Raw genomic sequence first — 20,106 nt, forward strand, 5'->3', positions numbered from 1 at the left:
AAGTTGAAGGGACTGAGCCCCGTTCAATACAGGGCTCAGTCATTGGCAGCTTAGCGGCCCAGTCCAACTGTCCAACTTTCGGGGGTCAGTTCACCGGCGAGGGGCCTGTGAAAACCGCGCAAGTGTCGCTTGGCGGTCGAATCGCATGTCATCAGGCTTTCCTGATACACCGTGGGATTTCTCCTATTACTTCCGCTATCGACGAGCACGCCGGGCCTCTCCTCCAAAGAGGTCTCAGGACCTGCGCCGCCAGCTGACCGCGAGGTCGAGCAGCGTGGTGAACACGAAGAGCGGCACCACCAGCAGGAGCATCGCCTCACCCAGCAGCGGCAGGCTCTCCGGTGCGGCGACCAGCGACACGGCCATGAGCACGACCGTGAGGAGGATGACCAGCTTCATCAGTAGGGAAGCGAACTCGATGTTCTCGTCCATTCCGATCTCCAGCAGTACGGATTCAAGTCGGCTGTATAGCGCTCCACCCCAAAGCCTGGGGATCGGAAATCTCCGACAATCCACCAGTGATCTCCGATGGCGACAGAAAGGGCTCTGCAACGCCGGCAAGCGTCATATCGATGCAATGATTCCGACTTAATCTGCCGCGCAATCGATGCCTCTAAAGGGAAGTTGCTCCATGTCGTACAAGTCGAGCGCGAGTGAAGAACAGGCGTGGCCCGCCGCTATCGCGTGGCTGATCATCGGATTCATCTGCTACGCCTTCCCCTGGCAGGCCTATGCTGCCCTTCCCTCCTCCCAGGGTGGCGAGCCGGTGCTGCGCATCCAGGGCTCCAACACCATCGGCGCGCACCTGCTGCCGGAGCTGGTCAAGGGCCTGCTGGTCAGCGAAGGCTTCAGTGACGTCAGCGCCAGGCCGGGCAAGGCGGAAAACGAACAGCGCATCATCGGCCGCAGCGCCGACGGCAAGGAGGCCATCGTCGACCTGGCGGCCCACGGTTCCAGCACCGGCTTCGTCGCCCTCAAGGACAACAGCGCCGAACTGGCCGCCGCTTCGCGGCCGATCAAGGACGCCGAGGTGGCCGGCCTGTCGGGCTCGGGCAACCTGCGCAGCGCCAAGGCCGAGCAGGTGATCGGCATCGACGGCCTGGCGATCATCGTCAATGCCGCCAACCCACTGGACGAACTGACCACCGATGTATTGGCGAAGATCTTCTCGGGCGAGGTGAAGACCTGGGAGGAAATCGGCGGCCGCGGCGGTGCCATCCGCCTGTACTCCCGCGATGACAACTCCGGCACCTTCGATACCTTCAAGGAGCTGGTGCTGGCCAGCCACGGCAAGGCCCTGGCCAATGGCGTGCAGCGCTTCGAGTCCAGCGACCAGCTGTCCGCCGAGGTCAGCAAGGACCCGCAGGGCATCGGCTTCGTCGGCCTGTCGTCGATCCAGAAGTCCAAGGCGCTGCGCATCGCCGATGGCGATTCCCAGGCCATGCCGCCATCCACCACACTGATCGCTACCGAGGACTACCCGCTGTCGCGCCGCCTGTTCCTCTACATGAAGCCCGAGGAGTCGAACCGCTGGGCCCGCGCCCTGCTGCAGTTCGCCCAGGGTGTCCAGGGCCAGGCGCTGGTCAGTGCCAGCGGCTTCGTCGGCCAGCGGGTGCAGGCGGTGAAGATGGCGCCGCGCGCCAGCATGCCGGAGAACTACCAGGCGCTGGCCCGCGATGCCGAGCGCCTGTCGGTGAACTTCCGTTTCCGCGAGGGCAGCGCCACCCTGGACAACAAGGCCCAGCGAGACATCGACCGGCTGCTGGCGTACCTGCAGCAGAACGGCAAGATGAACAAGCAGGCGGTGCTTGTCGGCTTCGGCGACCCGAAGCAGGACCCTGCCCGCGCCGAGCTGCTTTCCAAGCTGCGGGCGATGGCCGTGCGCCGCGAGCTGGCGAAGGAAGGTGTGATGTTCCGCGAGATCAGCGGCCTGGGTGACGCCCTGCCGGTGGCGGCCAACAGCGATAACGATGGCCGGGTGAAAAACCGCCGCGTCGAGGTGTGGGTCTACTGAGTCTCCCACGTCTTCCGAGGATCAGCGTCTAGGCTTTCTGTCAGACGCTGACTTTCAATTCCTCAAGCCATGTAGGAACTTGTTACGTTCCATCGCTTGCCTGCGGCATCCGCTCTGCTATTTTTCCGCCTGTGACGCCGGGCCCCTCTGACGGTTGCCAACCGCCATGTCGGAGTCACTTTTCGACAACGACACTAAGGGAGGGGCCACATGACAGCTCTGCACGCCTTTTTGACCGAACCATTCCTCGGAACCGCCACCTGGTTCTGGCTGGCCTTCCTGGCCATCGTGATTTTCCTGCTCGTACTCGACCTGGGCGTCCTGCAACGCGATCACCACGAGATCGGTGTGCGCGAGAGCCTGCTGCTTTCTGCCGGCTACTTCGCCTGCGGCCTGGCCTTCGGCGGCTGGGTCTGGTACGAGTTCGGCGCCACCAGCGCGGTGGAGTTCTACACCGGCTTCCTGGTCGAACAATCGCTGTCGCTGGACAACGTGTTCGTCATGGCGATGATCTTCGGCTTCTTCGGCATCCCCCGCCGCTACCAGCACCAGGTGCTGTTCTGGGGCATCCTCGGCGCCATCGTCATGCGCGCGCTGATGATCGGCCTGGGCGCCGCGCTGGTGAAGGAGTTCGAGTGGATCATGTACGTGTTCGGCGCCTTCCTGCTGTTCAGCGGCGTGAAGATGCTGTTCGCCAATCATGATGCGGAGCCGGACCTGGCCAACAACCCGGTGCTGAAGTTCCTGCGCAAGCGCATCCGCATGACCGACACCATTCACGAACACCATTTCTTCGTGAAGATGCCGGACGCCTCCGGCAAGCTGGTGCGCTACGCCACCCCGCTGTTCCTGGCGCTGATCCTGATCGAGCTGGCCGACCTGGTATTCGCCGTGGACAGCGTGCCGGCGATCTTCGCCATCACCCAGGACCCGTTCATCGTCTACACCTCGAATATCTTCGCCATCCTCGGCCTGCGTGCCCTGTACTTCTCGCTGGCGGCGATGATCCACCGCTTCGTCTACCTGAAATACGCGCTGGCGCTGGTGCTGGTGTTCATCGGCACGAAGATTTTCCTCCACGGATTCATCGGCAAGGTTCCCGCGGCCCTGTCCCTTGGCGTAACCTTCGGCCTTTTGGCGGGTGGCATACTGCTATCCCTGCTCAAGACCCGCCGTACCAGCGAGGAACCGCTGGAAATCGTCAGCCAGGAGAGGGTGCATGCCAGCGTTGGAGGTGAGGATCGAAACCGTTGAGTTTCGCGGCCAGGCCTATTGGCAGGTCCGCCTCGGCCGCCGTGCACTGCGCTTTCCCCATGAAGCTGCCGCGCGCGCCTTCGCCGCCCAGTTGCACACGCGGCGGGAATGGCTGATCGAGCAGCGGGCGAAAACCGACGGACCGGAGCCATCTTCCGATCCATGAATAAAAAGGCCAGCGCAAGCTGGCCTTTTTGTTGAGACGCGGGGCGGATAACGCTTGCGCGTTATTCACCCTACCCCTGGCCGTAGGAGCGAGCTTGCTCGCGAACCAGATCGTAGGGCGCACAACCCGGAACGGGTTATCCGCCGATGGCATCGATGGCGGATAACGCCTCAGGCGTTATCCGCCCTACCCCTAACCGGGGCGTAGGAGCGGACTCCGTCCGCGATAGGTCTGCTTCGCGCCGGATATCATCGCGGACGAAGTCCGCTCCTACGCAGAGCTAACAAAGAAGGCCCGCATCAGCGGGCCTTTTTCGTTGCTGCCTGGGATCAGCGGCTGCTGCGCAGCGCGTCACGCGGCACGTACTTGCCGATTTCGAACTTGCCGATGGCGGCACGGTGCACTTCGTCCGGGCCGTCGGCCAGGCGCAGGGTGCGTTGCATCGCATAGAAGTACGCCAGCGGGGTGTCGTTGGAAACACCGGCACCGCCATGCATCTGGATGGCGCGGTCGATCACCTGCAGGGCGACGTTGGGCGCCACCACCTTGATCTGGGCGATCTCGCTCTGGGCGATCTTGTTGCCGGCGGTGTCCATCATGTACGCGGCATTGAGGGTCAGCAGGCGGGCCTGGTTGATCTCGATGCGCGAGTTGGCGATGTGGTCGATGTTGCCGCCCAGGCGGGCCAGCGGCTTGCCGAAGGCGGTACGGCTGACGGCGCGCTTGCACATCAGTTCCAGGGCGCGCTCGGCCATGCCGATGGAGCGCATGCAGTGGTGGATGCGGCCTGGGCCGAGGCGGCCCTGGGCGATCTCGAAGCCGCGGCCTTCGCCGAGCAGTACGTTCTCGTAAGGCACGCGGACGTTCTCGAAGAGCACTTCGGCGTGGCCGTGGGGGGCGTCGTCATAGCCGAACACCGGCAGCGGACGGAGGATCTTCACGCCGGGGGCGTCGGTGGGCACCAGGATCATCGAGTGCTGCTGGTGACGCGGCGCATCCGGGTTGGTCAGGCCCATGAAGATCATGATCTTGCAGCGTGGGTCGCAGGCGCCGGAGGTCCACCACTTGCGGCCGTTGATGACCCACTCGTCGCCGTCGCGTACCGCGTTGGCTTCCATGTTGGTGGCATCGGACGAAGCCACGCCCGGCTCGGTCATGGCGAAGGCGGAGCGGATCTCACCGCGCAGCAGCGGCTCCAGCCAGGTGCGCTTGTGCTCTTCGCTGCCGTAGCGCACCAGAACTTCCATGTTGCCGGTGTCCGGCGCGGAGCAGTTGAACGGCTCGGAGCCCATCAGCGAGCGGCCCATGATTTCGGCCAGCGGCGCGTATTCCATGTTGGTCAGACCGGCACCCAGCTCGGATTCGGGCAGGAACAGGTTCCACAGGCCTTCGGCTTTCGCCTTGGCCTTGAGCTCTTCCATGATGGGCGTGGGCTGCCAGCGGTCACCCTGGGCCACTTGCTCCTCGAACACCTTCTCGGCGGGATAGACATAGGCATCCATGAACGCGGTAACGCGCTCACGCAGGTCCTGAACCTTGGCGGAATAAGCGAAATCCATGGGGGCTAACCTTCTGGCGGCGGTTGTTTGTGTGGTGATGATGCTAGAACAGGCAAGAGCATTTACCCAGCCTATTATCCGAATCAATGAACATTCATAACCCATATGGACCTGAGCGCCGGTTCGGGTATGATCGGCCGCAGAACAACTACAAGCGGAGCCCCGGAATGAACCTCAGCAAGGTCGATCTGAACCTGTTCATCGTCTTCGACGCGATCTACACCGAAGCCAACCTGACCCGCGCCGGACAGATCGTCGGCATCACCCAGCCCGCCGTCTCCAACGCCCTCGCCCGCCTGCGCGAAACCTTCAACGACCCGCTGTTCGTGCGCACCGCGCAGGGCATGGTGCCCACGCCCATGGCGCAGAACATCATCGGGCCGGTGCGCAACGCGCTGCAGTTGCTGCGCGTCTCGGTGCAGGAGAGTCGCACCTTTACGCCGACCCAGGCGAGCAAGACCTACCGCATCAGCATGACCGACCTCACCGAGGCCATCGTCCTGCCGCCGCTGTTCCAGCGCCTGCGCCGTCTGGCGCCGAACGTGCACATCGAGAGCTTCCTCTCCAAGCGCCGCGAGACCACCAAGGAGCTGGCCGCTGGCCGCCTGGACTTCGCCGTGGACGCGCCGCTGAACACCGACCCGCAGGTGCGCCACGTCAAGCTGATGGAGGACCGCTACGTCTGCGCCATGCGCCAGGGCCACCCGCTGGCCAAGGACAAGCTGAGCCTGGAGGAATACCTGTCGGTGGCGCACATCCAGATTTCCAGCCGCCGCAGCGGCCTGGGCTACGTGGACCTGTCGCTGGGCAAGATGGGCCTTCAGCGCAAGATCGCCCTGCGCTCGCAGCACTACCTGATGGCCTCCACCGTGGTGCAGCAGACCGACATGGTGGTCACCGTGCCTGAGCGCTTCGCCCGCCACCACGGCCTGCATTTCGTCGACCTGCCGGTGAACGACGTGCCCAAGCTGGAGACCCACCTGTACTGGCACGAAAGCACCGACCAGGACCCGGCCAACCGCTGGATGCGCGAGCAGATCATCGAGTTGTGCCAGCAGGTGACGGCGCGGGAAGCGCGCGAGGCGGCGGAGCGCGCCTGATATTTCGGGCGGTGCCGGTTGATGGGTATCGCTTCGCTCCACGCCATCCTACGTAACGCCAGAACGTAGGGCGCATAACGCCTAGGGCGTTATCCGCCAGGTCGGCGGATAACCCGTTCCGGGTTATTCGCCCTACGGAATTGCGCTACGACCTACCCTGTAGGAGCGAGGGGGACGCCTAGTCCTTGCTCGCGAACCGCCCAGCCCGGTGGTTCATCGCGAAAGCTGATCGCGAGCAAGCTCGCTCCTACAAAAAGCAAGCCACCGGCAAGCCCCGCCCCGCCGAGGTGCCTGTCCAACGAGCCAGGCGGGGTCTGCCGGCGAACCCTTCAGAGACTCCGCGCAATCACCAGCCGCTGCACGTCGCTGGTCCCTTCATAGATCTGGCACACGCGCACGTCGCGGTAGATGCGCTCCACCGGGTAGTCCTGCAGGTAGCCATAGCCGCCAAGGGTCTGGATCGCCGCGGAGCAAACCCGTTCGGCCATCTCCGAGGCGAACAGCTTGGCCATGGAGGCTTCAGTCAGGCACGGCAGGCCGGCTTCGCGCAGGCTGGCCGCGTGATGCACCATCTGCCGCGCCACGGCGATCTCGGTGGCCATGTCGCTCAGGCGGAAGGCCACCGCCTGGTGCTGGATGATCGGCTTGCCGAAGGTCTCGCGCTCGTGGGCGTAGTCGCGGGCGTATTCGAAGGCCGCCCGAGCCATGCCGACCGCCTGGGAGGCGATGCCGATGCGCCCGCCTTCGAGGTTCGCCAGGGCGATGGCGTAGCCCTGCCCTTCCTCGCCCAGGCGGTAGCTGGCCGGGATGCGCACGTCATCGAAGGCGATCTGGCAGGTATCGGAAGCGTGCTGACCGAGCTTGTCCTCGACGCGCACCACGCGGTAGCCGGGCGTATCAGTGGGCACGATGAAGGCGCTGATGCCCTTCTTGCCCGCCGCCGCGTCGGTCACCGCGAAGACGATCACCAGCCCGGCATGCTTGCCGGAGGTGATGAACTGCTTGCTGCCGTTCAGCACGTAATGGTCGCCGTCGCGGCGCGCGCGGGTCTTCAGGAAGCTGGCATCGGAGCCGGCCTGGGGTTCGGTCAGGGCGAAGGCGCCGATCATCTCGCCACGGGCCAGGGGCACCAGGAACTGGCGCTTCTGCTCATCGTTGCCGAACTTGGCGATGGGCATACAGCCCACCGAGTTGTGCACGCTCATGATGGTCGAGCAGGCGCCGTCGCCGGCGGCGATTTCCTCCAGCGCCATGGCGTAGGCCAGGTGGCCGGTCTGCGCACCACCCCACTCCTCCGCCACTAGCATGCCGAGGAAGCCGAGGTCGGCCATTTCCTTGATGGCCTCGGCGGGGAAGCGGTGCTCGCGGTCCCAGTCGGCGGCAAAGGGCTTCAGCCGCTCCTGGGCGAACTGGCGGGCGACGTCGCGGATCTGGATGTCTTCTTCGCTGGGAATCATGGCTCGCTCCTTACACCAGGCGCTCGACCGCGATGGCCGTGGCTTCGCCGCCACCGATGCACACCGAGGCCACGCCGCGCTTGAGGTCGTACTGCTTGAGCGCCGACAGCAGGGACACGATCACCCGCGCGCCGGAGGCGCCGATGGGGTGGCCGAGGGCGCAGGCGCCGCCGTGGATGTTGAGCTTGTCGTGGGGGATGTCGAGGTCGCGCATCGCGGCCATGGCCACCACGGCGAAGGCTTCGTTGACCTCGAACAGATCGACGTCGCCCAGCGCCCAGCCGGTGCGCTGCATCAGGCGCTCCACCGCGCCCACCGGGGCGGTGGGGAACAGGTTCGGCGCATCGGCATAGGAGGAATGCCCGCGGATCGCCGCCAGCGGGGTCAGGCCGCGCTTCTCGGCTTCGGACAGGCGCATCAGCACCAGCGCGGCAGCGCCGTCGGAGATGGAGCTGGCATTGGCCGCCGTCACCGTCCCGCCGTCGCGGAAAGCCGGTTTCAGGGTCGGAATCTTGTCCAGCCGGGCCTTGGGCGGCTGCTCGTCTTCGCTGATGGCGCGCAGTTCCTTGCCGGCCTTGACGGTGACCGCAACGATCTCGTCCTTGAAGCGGCCCTCGCTCATGGCCTTCTGCGCACGGGTCAGCGAGGTGATGGCGTAGTCGTCCTGCTGCTCGCGGGTGAAGCCGTATTTCTCGGCACAGTCCTCGGCGAACGTGCCCATCAGCCGGCCCTTGTCGTAGGCGTCTTCGAGGCCGTCGAGGAACATGTGGTCGAGGACCTTGCCGTGGCCCATGCGGTAACCGCTACGGGCGCGCTCCAGCAGGTACGGCGCGTTGGACATGCTCTCCATGCCGCCAGCCAGGGCGACGCGGGCGCTGCCGGCAAGGATGGCGTCGTGGGCCATCATCGCGGCCTTCATGCCCGAGCCGCACATCTTGTTCACCGTGGAGCATGGCGTGCCGCGCGCGAGGCCCGCGCCCAGCACCGCCTGACGCGCCGGCGCCTGGCCCTGTCCTGCGGCGAGCACGCAGCCGAGCACGGCCTCATCCACTTCTTCAGCGCCCAGGCGGGCACGCTCGACGGCGGCACGAATAGCTGCCGCGCCGAGGGTAGCGGCGGTGACATCCTTGAAGTCGCCGAGGAAGCCGCCCATGGGGGTACGGGTGGCGCTGACGATGACGATGGGATCGTTCATGGCTCTGCTCCTGTTACTTCGCGTTCATGCGGATGGCGCCGTCGAGACGGATCACCTCGCCGTTGAGCATGCTGTTCTCGATGATGTGACGGGCCAGCGCGGCGTACTCGTCCGGGCGGCCGAGACGCGGCGGGAACGGCACGCTGGCGCCGAGGGAGTCGCGCACTTCCTGGGGCATGGCGGCCATCATCGGCGTCTCGAAGATGCCAGGGGCAATGGTCATCACGCGGATGCCCGAGCGTGCCAGCTCACGGGCAATCGGCAGGGTCATGCCAACTACCGCGCTCTTGGACGCGGAATACGCGGCCTGGCCAATCTGCCCGTCGAAGGCGGCCACCGAGGCCGTGTTGATGATGATGCCGCGCTCGCCGCCGGTATCCGGCGCGTTCTGCACCATGGCTTCGGCGGCCAGGCGCAGCATGTTGAAGGTGCCGATCAGGTTGATATTGATGGTGCGGGTGAAGCTTTCCAGCCCGTGCACGCCGTTGCGGCCGATGACTTTTTCCGCCGGGGCCACGCCCGCGCAGTTGGCCAGACCGTGCAGTGCGCCGAAGGCGTCCAGGGCGAGTTGTACGGCAGCCTTGCCGTCGGCTTCGCTGCACACATCGGTGCGGATAAAGCGCGCATTCGCCTCGCCCAGCTCGGCGGCCTGGGCCGTGCCGGCTTCGGCGTTGATGTCCGCCAGCACCACCTTGGCGCCGGCGCTCACCAGCAGCTTCGCGGTGGCCGCGCCGAGGCCGGAGCCGCCGCCGGTGATGAGGAATACCTTGTTCTGGATCTGCATGGAATCTCTCCGCTGGACTTAGTGAGCAGCCGCTTGCTCGGCTGCTTCGCGTTGCTTGGCGATCTCCTGGTTGCGCAGGAGGAAGCGCTGGATCTTGCCGCTGGGGGTCTTGGGCAGTTCGTCGACGAACTCCACTTCCCGCGGGTAGCTATGCGCCGACAGTCGCTTGCGCACGTACTGTTGTAGTTCCTCGGCCAGCTCCGCGCCCGGCCGGAAGGACGAACAGAGCACCACGAAGGCCTTGACCAGCTCGGTGCGCTCCGGGTCCGGCTTGCCGATCACCGCCGCCTCGATCACCGCCGGGTGCTCGATCAGCGCACTCTCCACGTCGAACGGGCCGACGCGGTAGCCGGAGGTGGTGATCAGGTCGTCGGCGCGGCCGACGAAGCTGATGCTGCCGTCGGCGTTCAGCTCCACGGTGTCGCCGCTCAGGTAGTAGTCGCCGACGAAGGACTTGGTCTGCATGCCCTGATAGCCGGCGAACCACATCATCGGCGAGCGCTGGCGATCCATGGCGAGGATGCCGGGCTGGCCGGCGGGCAGCTCGTGGCCCTGCTCGTCCAGCACCACCACGCGGTGGCCGGGAATGGCAAAGCCGGCGGCGCCCAGGTGTACCGGGTGCTCCAGCGCGTGGTGGTTGGCCAGCACCATGCCCAGTTCGGTCTGGCCGTAATGGTCATGGATAGTCACGCCCAGCTCGCTGGCGAACCAGCGGATGACTTCCGGCGTCAGCGGCTCACCGGCGCTGCTCACCGCGCGCAGGCGACCCTTGAGCGGCTTGGACACCGCCTCGCCAGCGGCGATCAGCAGACGGTATGCAGTGGGCGAACCGGCCAGGTTGGTAATGCCGTACTTGCGCACGATGCGGCAGGTGCTCTCCACCGTGAACGCGCCTTCGTAGAAGGTGATCGGGTGCCCCATGGCCAGCGGCCCGGTGACACCGTAGTAGAGGCCATAGGCCCAGCCCGGATCGGCGAGGTTCCAGAACGAATCCTCCTCGCGCAGCCCCACTGCGTCGCGCATGTAGCCGACGAAGGCGACGATGGCCTTCAGCGGCACGGCCAGCGGCTTGGCCAGCCCGGTAGTGCCGGAGGTGAACATCAGCAGGAAGGTGTCTTCGCCGCTGCGCAGCACCGGCTCGAAGTCCGGCGAGTGACGCTCCAGTTCAGCCCAGAAGCTGTAGTCGCCGTGGCGGATGCCCTGCCCCTTCGGTCCACCAACGGTGACCAGCATGGGCGCGTCGGGCACTTCGTCGAGCTTGCCGCGGTTGGCGCCGTCGGTGACCACCACCTTGCTGCCGGCGAGCTTGACCCGGTGCTCGATGGCCTTGGGCCCGAAGGCGGTGAACAGCGGCTGGTAGACCGCGCCCAGGCGCCAGGTGCCGAGCACGGCGATCAGCAGTTCCGGAGTGCGCGGCAACATGCCGGAGACTACGTCGCCAGGGCGCACCCCGAGGCCGTGGAGGAAGCTGGCGAAGCGGCCGGAGAGTTCCTTGAGCTGGGTGAAGGTGTAGGTGGCACTGTCGCCGTCCTTGCCCTCCCAGAACAGCGCGACACGGCCGGGGATGGCGTGGCGGTCGCAGCATTCGACGCAGGCGTTGAGGGCATCGAGGTTGCCGTCCAGGACGGCATCGGCGGTGGCGCAGTAGTCGAACTCGGCCGTGGCGGCGGTATGGGAACGCATCGCGGAACTCCTGGTTTGTTCTTGTGTGGAGTTCCCTGATGTTCCCGCCGCAGCGCGGCGCGGGCAATGTCGAAAGCCGCCAATCTGGATGAGCGGATTGGACAGCCTGGGGGTGGCACGATGGTGGAAGTTGCGCAGGAGCGGACTTTGTCCGCGATGGGCTGGGGGCCGTGCGGTTCGCGAGCAAGGACTAGGCGTCCCCCTCGGTCCTACCCCGGCCGGTTGGCTCGGTGCGGACCTTGTAGGAGCTAGCTTGCTCGCGAACCCACCCTGGCACCGGCCTTGCCGGCGGATCGCGGACGGAGTCCGCTCCTACGGGAACATCGGCGCGCTGGCTCGCCCTCACCCTAACCCTCTCCCAAGGGGAGAGGGGACCGTTCGGAGCGGGCTGGATGCTCGGCGTTAGCTGGTCAGGGGAGGTGCAGGAAGAACTGCGAGCCTATCGACTGCAGCGGACTGCCCCCTCTCCCTCCGGGAGAGGGCTGGGGTGAGGGGAGGCCCGAGCTCCGGGGGACGGCGAATCGAACGATGGGTATCGCTTCGCTCCACACCATCCTACGGTTCGAACGCCCTTGGGAAATCGGCGCTCGCGAATGAATCGCCCTTAAACGCGGAACTGATCCATCAACCCCTGCTGATGATTCGCCAGCTTGTTCAGCGACTGGCTGACCTGCGCCGATTCCTGCGCCTGACTCGACAGCGACTCGGTCACGTCGCGGATGCCCGCCACGTTGCGGTTGATCTCCTCGGCCACCGCGCTCTGTTCCTCCGCGGCGCTGGCGATCTGCAGGTTCATGTCGGTGATCACGCCCACCGCGTCGCCGATGCGTTTCAGCGCGGCAACCGCTTGTTCGACCTGGCTCACGCTGTCCTGCGCCTGGCGATGGCTGTTGCTCATCGCGCCAACGACATCGCGGGTGCCGTTCTGCAGGCCTTCGATGACCTGGCGGATTTCCTCCACCGAATCCTGGGTGCGCTTGGCGAGGTTGCGCACCTCGTCGGCCACCACGGCGAAGCCGCGACCGGCCTCGCCGGCGCGGGCCGCCTCGATGGCGGCGTTGAGCGCCAGCAGGTTGGTCTGCTCGGCGATGCCGCGGATCACTTCCAGCACCGAACCGATCTGCTCGCTGCTGGCAGCGAGTCCTTCCACCTGGCTCATGGCATTGCTCATGTCGCTGGCCAGTTCGTCGATCAGGCGGGTGGTGTTGTCGATCACGCTCAAGCCATCACGGGTCGCGCCGTCGGCGCCGCGGGCGGCATCGGCGGCCATGGCGGCGCTGTTGGCGACGTCGTGGGCGGTGGCGCTCATTTCCTGGGACGCAGTGGCCACCTGATCGACTTCGCGGAACTGCTGCTGCATGCCGGCGCTGGTCTGGCTGGCGATTTCCGAGGATTGGTCGGCGGTGGCGCGGGCGTCGTGCACTGAGGATTTCACGTCGCGGATGATCGGTTGCAGCTTGTCGAGGAAGCGGTTGAACCAACCGGCCAGCTCGCCGAGCTCGTCCTTGCCGGCGTAGTCCAGACGCTTGGTCAGGTCACCTTCGCCGCTGGCGATGTTGCGCAGCATGGCGGCGACGCCGAGGATCGGCCGGGTCACGCCACGGGCGGTGAGCCACACCAGCAGCAGGCCGGCCACCGCGGCGATCAGGCCGAACAGGGTCTGCCACAGGGCGCTGCTGGAGTTGCGCTCATCCAGCTTCTTCTGCAATTCGAGGGAGGGAGCCAGCAGCACGTCCTGCGGCACATCCAGGACTACCGCCCAGGGTTTGCTGGCATCCGGGATCGGCAGCAGCGGCTCGACCACGCGCAGCTGGCCGCCCTGCTCCAGGACTTCCGGACGACCGCCTGCCTGCAGGCTGAGCAGCTCGGCGGCCTGGCCGGGAATGGCCTTGGCCAGCGGCTGGCCGAGCAGCGCTTCATCGCTGCTGTAGCCGGCGAGCAGGCCGGCCGGGCTGACGATGCTGACGCTGCCGGCGCCGTCATACAGCTGGCGATCACCATCGACCGCCAGCTGTTGCAGGCGGCTGAGGCTGATGTCGATGCCGATCACGGCGATGACCTTGCCCTGGTCGATCAGCGGGAAGGTCACGGTGGTCATCAGTACCTTGCTGCCCGAGGCGCTGTCGAAATACGGGTTGAGCACGCAGGCCTTGCGGGTCTGCAGCGGGCACAGCTGCCAGGTGTTGAACGGGCTGCCGTCGAGCATGACCGAGGTGTCGGCGATCATGTCTTCGGTCACCGCCAGGCCGGTCATCTCGCCCGAGGCCTTCTGCGCCCAGTACGCGCCGAAGCGGCCCTTGTCGTTGCTGCCGGCATCGGGCTGATTGATGAACTGCGCGTCCTGGCCGTCCAGCGCATCGGGCTGGAAGACCACGTAGAGGCTGAGCAGGTTGGGGTTGCTCTTCAGGCCATCGCGCACCAGTTGGTTGAGGTCCTTGCGCACGCTGGCAGCGTCCACGCCGTGCCGGGTCGACTGCTCGCGCAGTTGGGAGACCTGCCGGGAGAACTGGTTGCCGAAGTGGTAAACGTCGGTGAAGAAGCGCTGGATGATCTCCGCCTGCTGCTCGCTGCGCGCCTGCATCCGCGACTTGGCCGCGTCCTTGAGCATGTCGGCGTTGGCCGCCTTGATCAGCTGCGCGTCGTGGTTCATCCGGAACAGCGAGAGGCCGACCAGCAGGCAGACGATGCACAGCAGGCAGAGGCCGGTGAGCAGCGTGATCTTCCACTGGATCGAGAGGCGGGACAGGGGCATGGCGGGACGTCCTTGGGCAAGAGCGATTCTGTTTTGTTGTATCGGCTAGAAAGGCGGCCACTTGAGCCAAGCCCTTAAATATCAGGGCTCCTGGCGGATCAGCGCGCGGTATTGCCCGGGCGTCGATCCGGTCCATTTGCGGAAGGCCTTGTAGAAGGCGCTGGTGTCGGCGAAACCCAGTTCTTCGGCGAGGTCGGCGAAGTTGCCGTCGCCGCTGTCCAGCCGCGCGATGGCCAGGTCACGGCGCAGCTGGTCCTTGAGCGCCTGGTAGGACTGCCCTTCGGCGGCGAGTTTGCGGCGCAGGGTCGAGGGCGCCATGTAGAAGTGTCCGGCGAGGGCGTCGAGGTCCGGCCAGCGTTCGAACTTCAGGCTGCGCAGGTAAGCCTTGGTGCGCGCGGCGAGGCTTTGCGGGTCGCGGTAGCGCACCAGGATGTTGGCCGGCGCGCCACCGAGGAAGCGCCGCAGTTCGCGCTCGTCACGGCGCACCAGCAGGTCCAGCGCCTCGGCGTTGAACAGCAGGCGCGACTGGCGTCGGGAAAAGTTGAGGTTCTCGGTGAACATCACCCGGTAGTCGGCGATGAAATCCGGCGCCGGGCAGCGCAGTTCGATGGCCAGCACCGGGATACGCCGTCCCACCAGCCAGCAGGCCAGGCCGTGCAACATCAGCCAGAAGGTGAAGTAGCAGAAGGCGCGCGGCGCGTCAGTGGAGGGTTCGTCGATGGCGATGGCGGCGACGCCGTCCTGGCGGACCAGTCGCGGGGTGAAGTCGTCGAAGATCAGCCCCATGAAGCGCAGCGCAGCGTTCAGCGCCGCTTCCAGGGTCGGCTCGCGTACTGCCGCGGCGGCCATGAAGTTGAAGCTACCGGACTTCATGCGTCGGGCGTTCATGCCAAAGAACTCGTCGTCCATCTCCTTGGCCAGGCGCAGCCAGAGCCGCGCGTAGGCCTGGCTGGAGACCCGCGCGTAGGGTTTGCCAAACAGCTCCGGAGCGATGCCGGCGGCGGCCAATAGCGGAGCGTCGTCGCGGCCGGCGCGACGAAACTCGGCCAGCGCTTCGCTGACCAGGCGGATGGAGATGGTGCCCTTCTCTACGCCCATGGCGCCCCGGTTCTGCTGAAGCGGTCCTGGGTGCAGGAGGTCTTGCCGCAATCAGCCACGCTTGATGCGCACCTCTTCGATGCTGATCTCGCGCATGCGGAACTTCTGGATCTTGCCGGTCACCGTCATCGGGAACTCGTCGCAGAAGCGGAAGTGACGCGGCACCTTGAAGTGGGCGATGGCGTTCTTGCAGAAGGTGCGCAGTTCGTCCTCGGCGACGCTGTGGCCGGGGTGGAACTTGACCCAGGCCACCAGCTCCTCGCCGTACTTCTCGTCGGGAATGCCGATCACCTGGGCGTCGGCCACGGCGTGGTGGGTGTAGAGGAATTCCTCGATCTCGCGCGGATAGATGTTCTCGCCGCCGCGGATGATCATGTCCTTGCTGCGCCCGACGATGCGTACGTTGCCGGCTTCGTCCATCTCGGCGAGGTCGCCGGTGAGCATCCAGCGCGCCGGGCTGATGGCCTCGGAGGTCGCCTGCGGGTTGTTCCAGTAGCCGAGCATCACGCTGTAGCCACGGGTGCACAGCTCGCCGATGGTGCCGCGCGGGACGATGCGGCCGTCGGCGTCGATGATCTTGCTTTCCAGGTGCGGCTGGGTGCGGCCGACGGTGGTGACGCGGGTTTCCAGGTCGTCTTCCGGGCCGGTCTGCAGGGACACCGGGCTGGTCTCGGTCATGCCGTAGGCGATCTGCACCTCGGCCATGTGCATCTCGTCGATGACCCGGCGCATCACTTCGATCGGGCAGGTGGCGCCGGCCATGATGCCGGTGCGCAGGCTGGAGAGGTCGAAGTCGCGGCGGGTCGGGTGGTCCAGTTCGGCGATGAACATGGTGGGTACGCCGTAAAGCGCCGTGGCCTTCTCTTCCGCCACCGCCGCCAGGGTTGCTTCGGGTTCGAAGCTGGGCGCGGGGTAGATCATGGTGGAGCCGTGGGTCAGGCAGCCGAGGTTGCCCATCACCATGCCGAAGCAGTGGTACAGCGGCACCGGGATCACCAGGCGGTCGTGCTCGGTGAGGCCAAGGCTGTCGCCGACCATCAGGCCGTTGTTGAGGATGTTGTAGTGGCTGAGCGTGGCGCCCTTGGGGAAACCAGTGGTGCCGGAGGTGTACTGGATGTTGATCGGCTCGTCGAACTGCAGCAGCGCCTGGCGCTCGGCGAGTTCGGCAGCGGCGATGCCACGGCCCAGCGGCTCCAGCTGGCTCCAGCGCAGGAAGCCGGCGGGCGCGCTGTCGGACAGGCTGATCACCCCGCGCAGTTCCGGCAGGCGGTCGCTGGACAGCTCGCCCGGACGCCCCTGCCCCATCTCGGGCAGCAGGTCGGCGAGCATGCCGTGGTAATCGGAAGACTTGAAGGCGTCGGCGCACACCAGCCAGCGGCAGCCGGACTGCTTGAGCGCGTATTCGAGTTCATTCACCCGGTAGGCCGGGTTGATGTTGACCAGCACGGCGCCGACCTTGGCGCTGGCGAACTGGGTGACGCACCATTGTGCGCAGTTGGGCGCCCAGATCCCCAGGCGGTCACCGGGACGCAGGCCGAGGGCGAGGAAAGCGCGGGCAATGCCATTGACCACCTCGGCCAGTTCGGCCCAGGTGTAGCGCAGGTTCTGGTGGCGCACGACCAGAGCCTCGCGCTGGGCGAAGCGCTCGACGGTGGCGTCGAAGGCTGCGCCGACCGTCATGGCCAGCAGGGGCTTGTCCTGCGGACCGCGGGTGTAACTCAGGTGGTTCATGGCTTTCCCTTGTTGTGCTTGTTCTGGGATCAACGCTGAACGATCGGCCCTGGCAGCGGTGCATGCACCGAGGGCCGAGCTGGCAGCCCTGCCGGACTGACTGGCCGGTCGCGGGCTGCGAAACATGTTTACGTTAACGTAAAGGTAAACGCAACCCCGACCATCGGCAGCCGATCGGGCCGGATGCCTCCGCTCATTTCAGGATAGCTACTCACAAAGCGTGCCACCCAAGCTTGCAGCCCTATGCAGCGCGGCTTTCAGAGGGATTCTGGCTAACTTCCGGGGAGTCGTTCCGGTTGCATTTCGCAACAGCTCGGGCAAGCTGCCGCGCCGCGACTGGCAGCGCGATTCACGGCTTCCCTGTAGCGGTCGGCGCCACGTCTCAGCCTGTCGCAAACTGAGACGCCCCACGCCACGTGCGCTATGACGGACCTTGCAGTAGACTTCGCCGAAAATGCCTACATGGATGTAGACACATTCCCACTCAATGTTTGCGAATTTCATCCATGACTAGTCGTCGTTCGATACTGAGCCTGCTGTTTGCCTGTGCCGCTGTTGTCTGTACATCGAACACCCTCGCCGCCTCCACCGCCAAAGCGGCCTCGCCCAAGGAGCTGGTGCTTGCTTCGGGCAGCGCCCTGGTGGTCGATATGGAGAACGGCAAGACCCTCTACTCCAGCAATCCCAACCTGGTGGTGCCCATCGCCTCGGTGACCAAGCTGATGACCGCCATGGTCACCCTGGACGCCAAGCTGCCGATGAATGAACTGATCCCGGTGGACATCTCCGAGACCGCCGAGATGAAGGGCGTGTTCTCCCGCGTGCACCTGGGCAGCATGATCAGCCGCCAGAACATGCTGCTGCTGGCGCTGATGTCCTCGGAAAACCGCGCCGCCGCGAGCCTCGCCCACAACTATCCGGGCGGTTCCAAAGCCTTTGTCGCAGCGATGAACGCCAAGGCGAAATCCCTGGGCATGACCCGCACCCACTACGTCGAGCCCACCGGCCTGTCGATCCACAACGTCTCCGACGCCACCGACCTGATCCGCCTGGCCAAGGCCGCCTACACCTACCCGCAGATCCGCGCGGCGAGCACCACCGCCACCAGCGACGCGCGCTTCAGCAAGCCCAGCTACTCACTGAGCTTCTTCAACACCAACCCGCTGGTGCGCAACGGCAAGTGGGACATCCGCCTGACCAAGACCGGCTTCACCAACGACGCCGGCCACTGCCTGGTGATGATCACCATGATGAACGGCCGCCCGGTCGCCCTGGCCCTGCTCGATGCCTTCGGCAAACGCACCCACGTGGCCGACGCCAGCCGCATCCGCCGCTGGGTGGAAACCGGCGTCGCCTCCCCGGTGCCCGCCGTCGCCCTGCAGTACAAGGCCCAGCGCAGCCAGGCGCGCGCAGCCAACATCACGGCCACCGCCGAGTAAGCTGCTCCTCGCGCTGGCGGAGACCGCTCCGCCAGCCGCCCTCTCCTTTCTTCCTTTCCCCCTGTCGTTTCAGCCCTGCTGGATGGCGCTTCCACCACTTATATGCCCGTCATCATTCAATGATAGTATGACGAACGTAATATTTGATAAGCACTGGAGCCTGCGATGACCGACCTGACCCTCACCCGTGAACAGAAGATCGCCGCCTGGGAGGCTGCCGCGGCGGACATGCGCCAACGCCTGGCCGAACCCGGCGTGGTGTCGCTGCAGGAGCTGCGCGGCAAGTCGCCCCAGGAGTTCTTCGACGGCATTGGCGCCGGCGAACTGCCCGCCCCGCCGATCAACGCGCTGATCGGCTTCGTTCCGCTGGAATGGGGCCAGGGCCGCTTCATCTTCCAGGGCACCCCGGACATGCGCCATTACAACCCGCTGGGCACCGTGCACGGCGGTTACGCGGCGACCCTGCTGGACTCAGCCATGGGCTGCGCGGTGCACACCATGCTCGAACCGGGGCTGGGCTACACCACCACCGACCTGCGCATCAGCTACATCCGCGCCCTGACCCGCGACACCGGGCCGATCCGCGCCGAGGGCAGCATCGTGCACATCGGCCGCTCCACCGCCCTGGCCGAGGGCCGCCTCTACGATGTCGACGGCCGGCTCTACGCCACCGGCTCCACCACCTGCCTGATCCTCGGGCGCTGAAGATCCGGCGCCAGCCCGGCACTTTTCCGCGGGCGAAAAAAAGCGCGCCTCTCGAGGCGCGCTTCAGGGTCCGAAAGCCCGCAAGAATCGAACTCCGGTTGGCGTTGTCCGCGCTCAGTCAGCACGAGCAAGCCATATATGCGATTCCCGGCTCGACGTCTCACACACCCGATGGGGGCAGTCGAAACGCCAGCGCGCCGGATCCCGCAGGCCGGGCTTACTGCTGGCCGTTCTGGATAACCACCTCCACACGGCGGTTCGGTGCGTTGCAGGCGATGCGTTCCTTGCGCGAACCGCTGCCGCACTGCACCACCGGCTCCGAGCTGCCGCGGCCGCTGGCATGCAGCAGGTTGGCCTGGATGCCCTGTTCCTGCAGGACGCGGCGGATGGTTTCGGCGCGCTGCTGGGACAGCCGCTGGTTGGCGGCGGCGTTGCCGATGGGGTCGGCGTGGCCGATCACGTCGATGCTGCCGATATCCGACTGTTGCTGGATGTCCTGCACGGCCTTGTTCAGCATTTGCCGACCTTCAGGAGTCAGGTCCTTGTAGCCGCTCTTGCCGAACTGGAACAGCACGTCGCTACGCAGGGTGAGCTTGGTTTCACCCTGGCACGGCACCACCGAGCTGGCACGGCTGATCACGTGGATCTGCCGGCGCAGACCTTGCAGGCTCTGCTCGGCTTCGCGGCCGGTGTGTACGATCGGCGTGCTGCCGGCGATCGGGGCCTCCAGGACGTAGGTCTGCCCGCCACTGAGCTTGGCGTAGCTCTGCGGGTTGCGCTTGCCGGTATACAGCGGCGCGTCGCCGATGTAGGTCTCCAGCGAGTGCTCGCCGGCCGGGGTGCAGAAGGTGGTGTAGCCACCGGGCATCAGGGCGCTTTGCAGTTGGCCGTCAATGTAGACGTGGGCGGCTTCCTTGCCGGTGTCATTGCCACGGAACAGGATGATCTGGGCCTGCTGCGCCGACACCGACTGCTGCTTCTGGTAGGCCTCACCATAGATCGCATCGTTGTTGGAGAAAGCCAGACTCTGCTGGGCATGCAGGCCGGTGAAGACCGCCAGGGCGGCCAGGGCCAGGGGCCATTGACGCTTGGCCTTGGCGGCGCCATTGCGAAGATTCGAAGTCATTTGGACATGTCTCTGGTTGGCTCCGCCGCTGGCGGCGGAGCGG

At 65.9% G+C, this 20,106-nt stretch carries 16 protein-coding genes and 1 pseudogene; 6 read left to right on the forward strand and 11 right to left on the reverse strand.

Going from position 1 to position 20,106, the window contains the following annotated elements; genetic code table 11:
* Positions 1-234: 234 nt before the first annotated feature.
* Positions 235-432: a hypothetical protein gene (locus HNP46_RS22170; protein ID WP_184593249.1), complete on the reverse strand. Its 198-nt coding sequence runs from the start codon at positions 430-432 to the stop codon at positions 235-237.
* A 199-nt stretch (positions 433-631) separates the two neighbouring features.
* On the opposite strand from HNP46_RS22170, the gene HNP46_RS22175 reads away from it, so the two are divergent.
* The 3 genes from HNP46_RS22175 (at position 632) to HNP46_RS22185 (ending at position 3,434) form a co-directional block, all read left to right on the forward strand.
* Positions 632-2,014: a substrate-binding domain-containing protein gene (locus tag HNP46_RS22175; RefSeq protein WP_184593251.1), complete on the forward strand. Its 1,383-nt coding sequence runs from the start codon at positions 632-634 to the stop codon at positions 2,012-2,014.
* A 210-nt stretch (positions 2,015-2,224) separates the two neighbouring features.
* On the forward strand, positions 2,225-3,268 hold the full coding sequence (locus HNP46_RS22180; protein ID WP_184593253.1) for a TerC family protein: 1,044 nt from the start codon (positions 2,225-2,227) through the stop codon (positions 3,266-3,268).
* Positions 3,234-3,434 carry a hypothetical protein gene (locus tag HNP46_RS22185; protein ID WP_184593255.1) on the forward strand — a complete coding sequence of 67 codons (201 nt, stop codon included), beginning with the start codon at positions 3,234-3,236 and terminating at the stop codon, positions 3,432-3,434. The genes HNP46_RS22180 and HNP46_RS22185 overlap by 35 nt, the downstream gene beginning before the upstream one ends.
* 329 nt (positions 3,435-3,763) lie before the next feature.
* Here HNP46_RS22185 and HNP46_RS22190 read toward each other — a convergent pair whose 3' ends face one another.
* Positions 3,764-4,993: an acyl-CoA dehydrogenase gene (locus HNP46_RS22190; protein ID WP_184593257.1), complete on the reverse strand. Its 1,230-nt coding sequence runs from the start codon at positions 4,991-4,993 to the stop codon at positions 3,764-3,766.
* A gap of 167 nt (positions 4,994-5,160) precedes the next feature.
* Between HNP46_RS22190 and HNP46_RS22195 the strand changes: the two genes are divergently transcribed.
* Entirely contained in the window at positions 5,161-6,093 is a 933-nt protein-coding gene (locus HNP46_RS22195; RefSeq protein ID WP_184593259.1) for a LysR family transcriptional regulator, read from the forward strand.
* Between the two features lie 329 nt (positions 6,094-6,422).
* Here HNP46_RS22195 and HNP46_RS22200 read toward each other — a convergent pair whose 3' ends face one another.
* From HNP46_RS22200 to HNP46_RS22230, 8 genes and pseudogenes are all read right to left on the reverse strand, one after another.
* Positions 6,423-7,550, reverse strand: coding sequence for an acyl-CoA dehydrogenase family protein (locus HNP46_RS22200; protein ID WP_184593261.1), 1,128 nt, complete (start codon positions 7,548-7,550; stop codon positions 6,423-6,425).
* Positions 7,551-7,560: 10 nt separating this feature from the next.
* Positions 7,561-8,745: an acetyl-CoA C-acyltransferase gene (locus HNP46_RS22205; RefSeq protein WP_184593263.1), complete on the reverse strand. Its 1,185-nt coding sequence runs from the start codon at positions 8,743-8,745 to the stop codon at positions 7,561-7,563.
* A 13-nt stretch (positions 8,746-8,758) separates the two neighbouring features.
* The gene (locus HNP46_RS22210) at positions 8,759-9,529 is read right to left on the reverse strand and encodes a 3-hydroxyacyl-CoA dehydrogenase (protein ID WP_184593265.1); all 771 of its coding nucleotides are present in this window, start codon (positions 9,527-9,529) and stop codon (positions 8,759-8,761) included.
* Between the two features lie 18 nt (positions 9,530-9,547).
* A complete protein-coding gene (locus HNP46_RS22215) occupies positions 9,548-11,212 on the reverse strand; it encodes an acyl-CoA synthetase (protein WP_184593267.1) in 1,665 nt (554 codons plus the stop codon).
* A gap of 604 nt (positions 11,213-11,816) precedes the next feature.
* Positions 11,817-12,572, reverse strand: a complete 756-nt coding sequence (locus tag HNP46_RS36220) for a methyl-accepting chemotaxis protein (protein ID WP_409372448.1) — start codon at positions 12,570-12,572, stop codon at positions 11,817-11,819.
* A 102-nt stretch (positions 12,573-12,674) separates the two neighbouring features.
* Positions 12,675-13,964: pseudogene (locus tag HNP46_RS36225) on the reverse strand (HAMP domain-containing protein); the annotation flags it as partial.
* Positions 13,965-14,045: 81 nt separating this feature from the next.
* Complete coding sequence (locus HNP46_RS22225; protein WP_184593271.1) at positions 14,046-15,062, reverse strand: AraC family transcriptional regulator; 1,017 nt, start codon at positions 15,060-15,062, stop codon at positions 14,046-14,048.
* Positions 15,063-15,113: 51 nt separating this feature from the next.
* Complete coding sequence (locus tag HNP46_RS22230; RefSeq protein ID WP_184593273.1) at positions 15,114-16,793, reverse strand: AMP-binding protein; 1,680 nt, start codon at positions 16,791-16,793, stop codon at positions 15,114-15,116.
* Positions 16,794-17,299: 506 nt separating this feature from the next.
* Between HNP46_RS22230 and pbpG the strand changes: the two genes are divergently transcribed.
* Together pbpG and HNP46_RS22240 are read left to right on the forward strand one after the other, a co-directional pair.
* Positions 17,300-18,232: a D-alanyl-D-alanine endopeptidase gene (pbpG, locus tag HNP46_RS22235; protein ID WP_184593275.1), complete on the forward strand. Its 933-nt coding sequence runs from the start codon at positions 17,300-17,302 to the stop codon at positions 18,230-18,232.
* A 228-nt stretch (positions 18,233-18,460) separates the two neighbouring features.
* Positions 18,461-18,937, forward strand: coding sequence for a PaaI family thioesterase (locus HNP46_RS22240; protein WP_184593452.1), 477 nt, complete (start codon positions 18,461-18,463; stop codon positions 18,935-18,937).
* A gap of 217 nt (positions 18,938-19,154) precedes the next feature.
* Here the strand turns inward: HNP46_RS22240 and HNP46_RS22245 are convergent, their stop codons facing one another.
* The gene (locus HNP46_RS22245) at positions 19,155-20,063 is read right to left on the reverse strand and encodes an OmpA family protein (RefSeq protein WP_184593277.1); all 909 of its coding nucleotides are present in this window, start codon (positions 20,061-20,063) and stop codon (positions 19,155-19,157) included.
* Positions 20,064-20,106 lie beyond the last annotated feature (43 nt).

It is taken from the genome of Pseudomonas nitroreducens, from assembly GCF_014204515.1.
Taxonomy (GTDB): Bacteria; Pseudomonadota; Gammaproteobacteria; order Pseudomonadales; family Pseudomonadaceae; genus Pseudomonas; species Pseudomonas nitritireducens_A.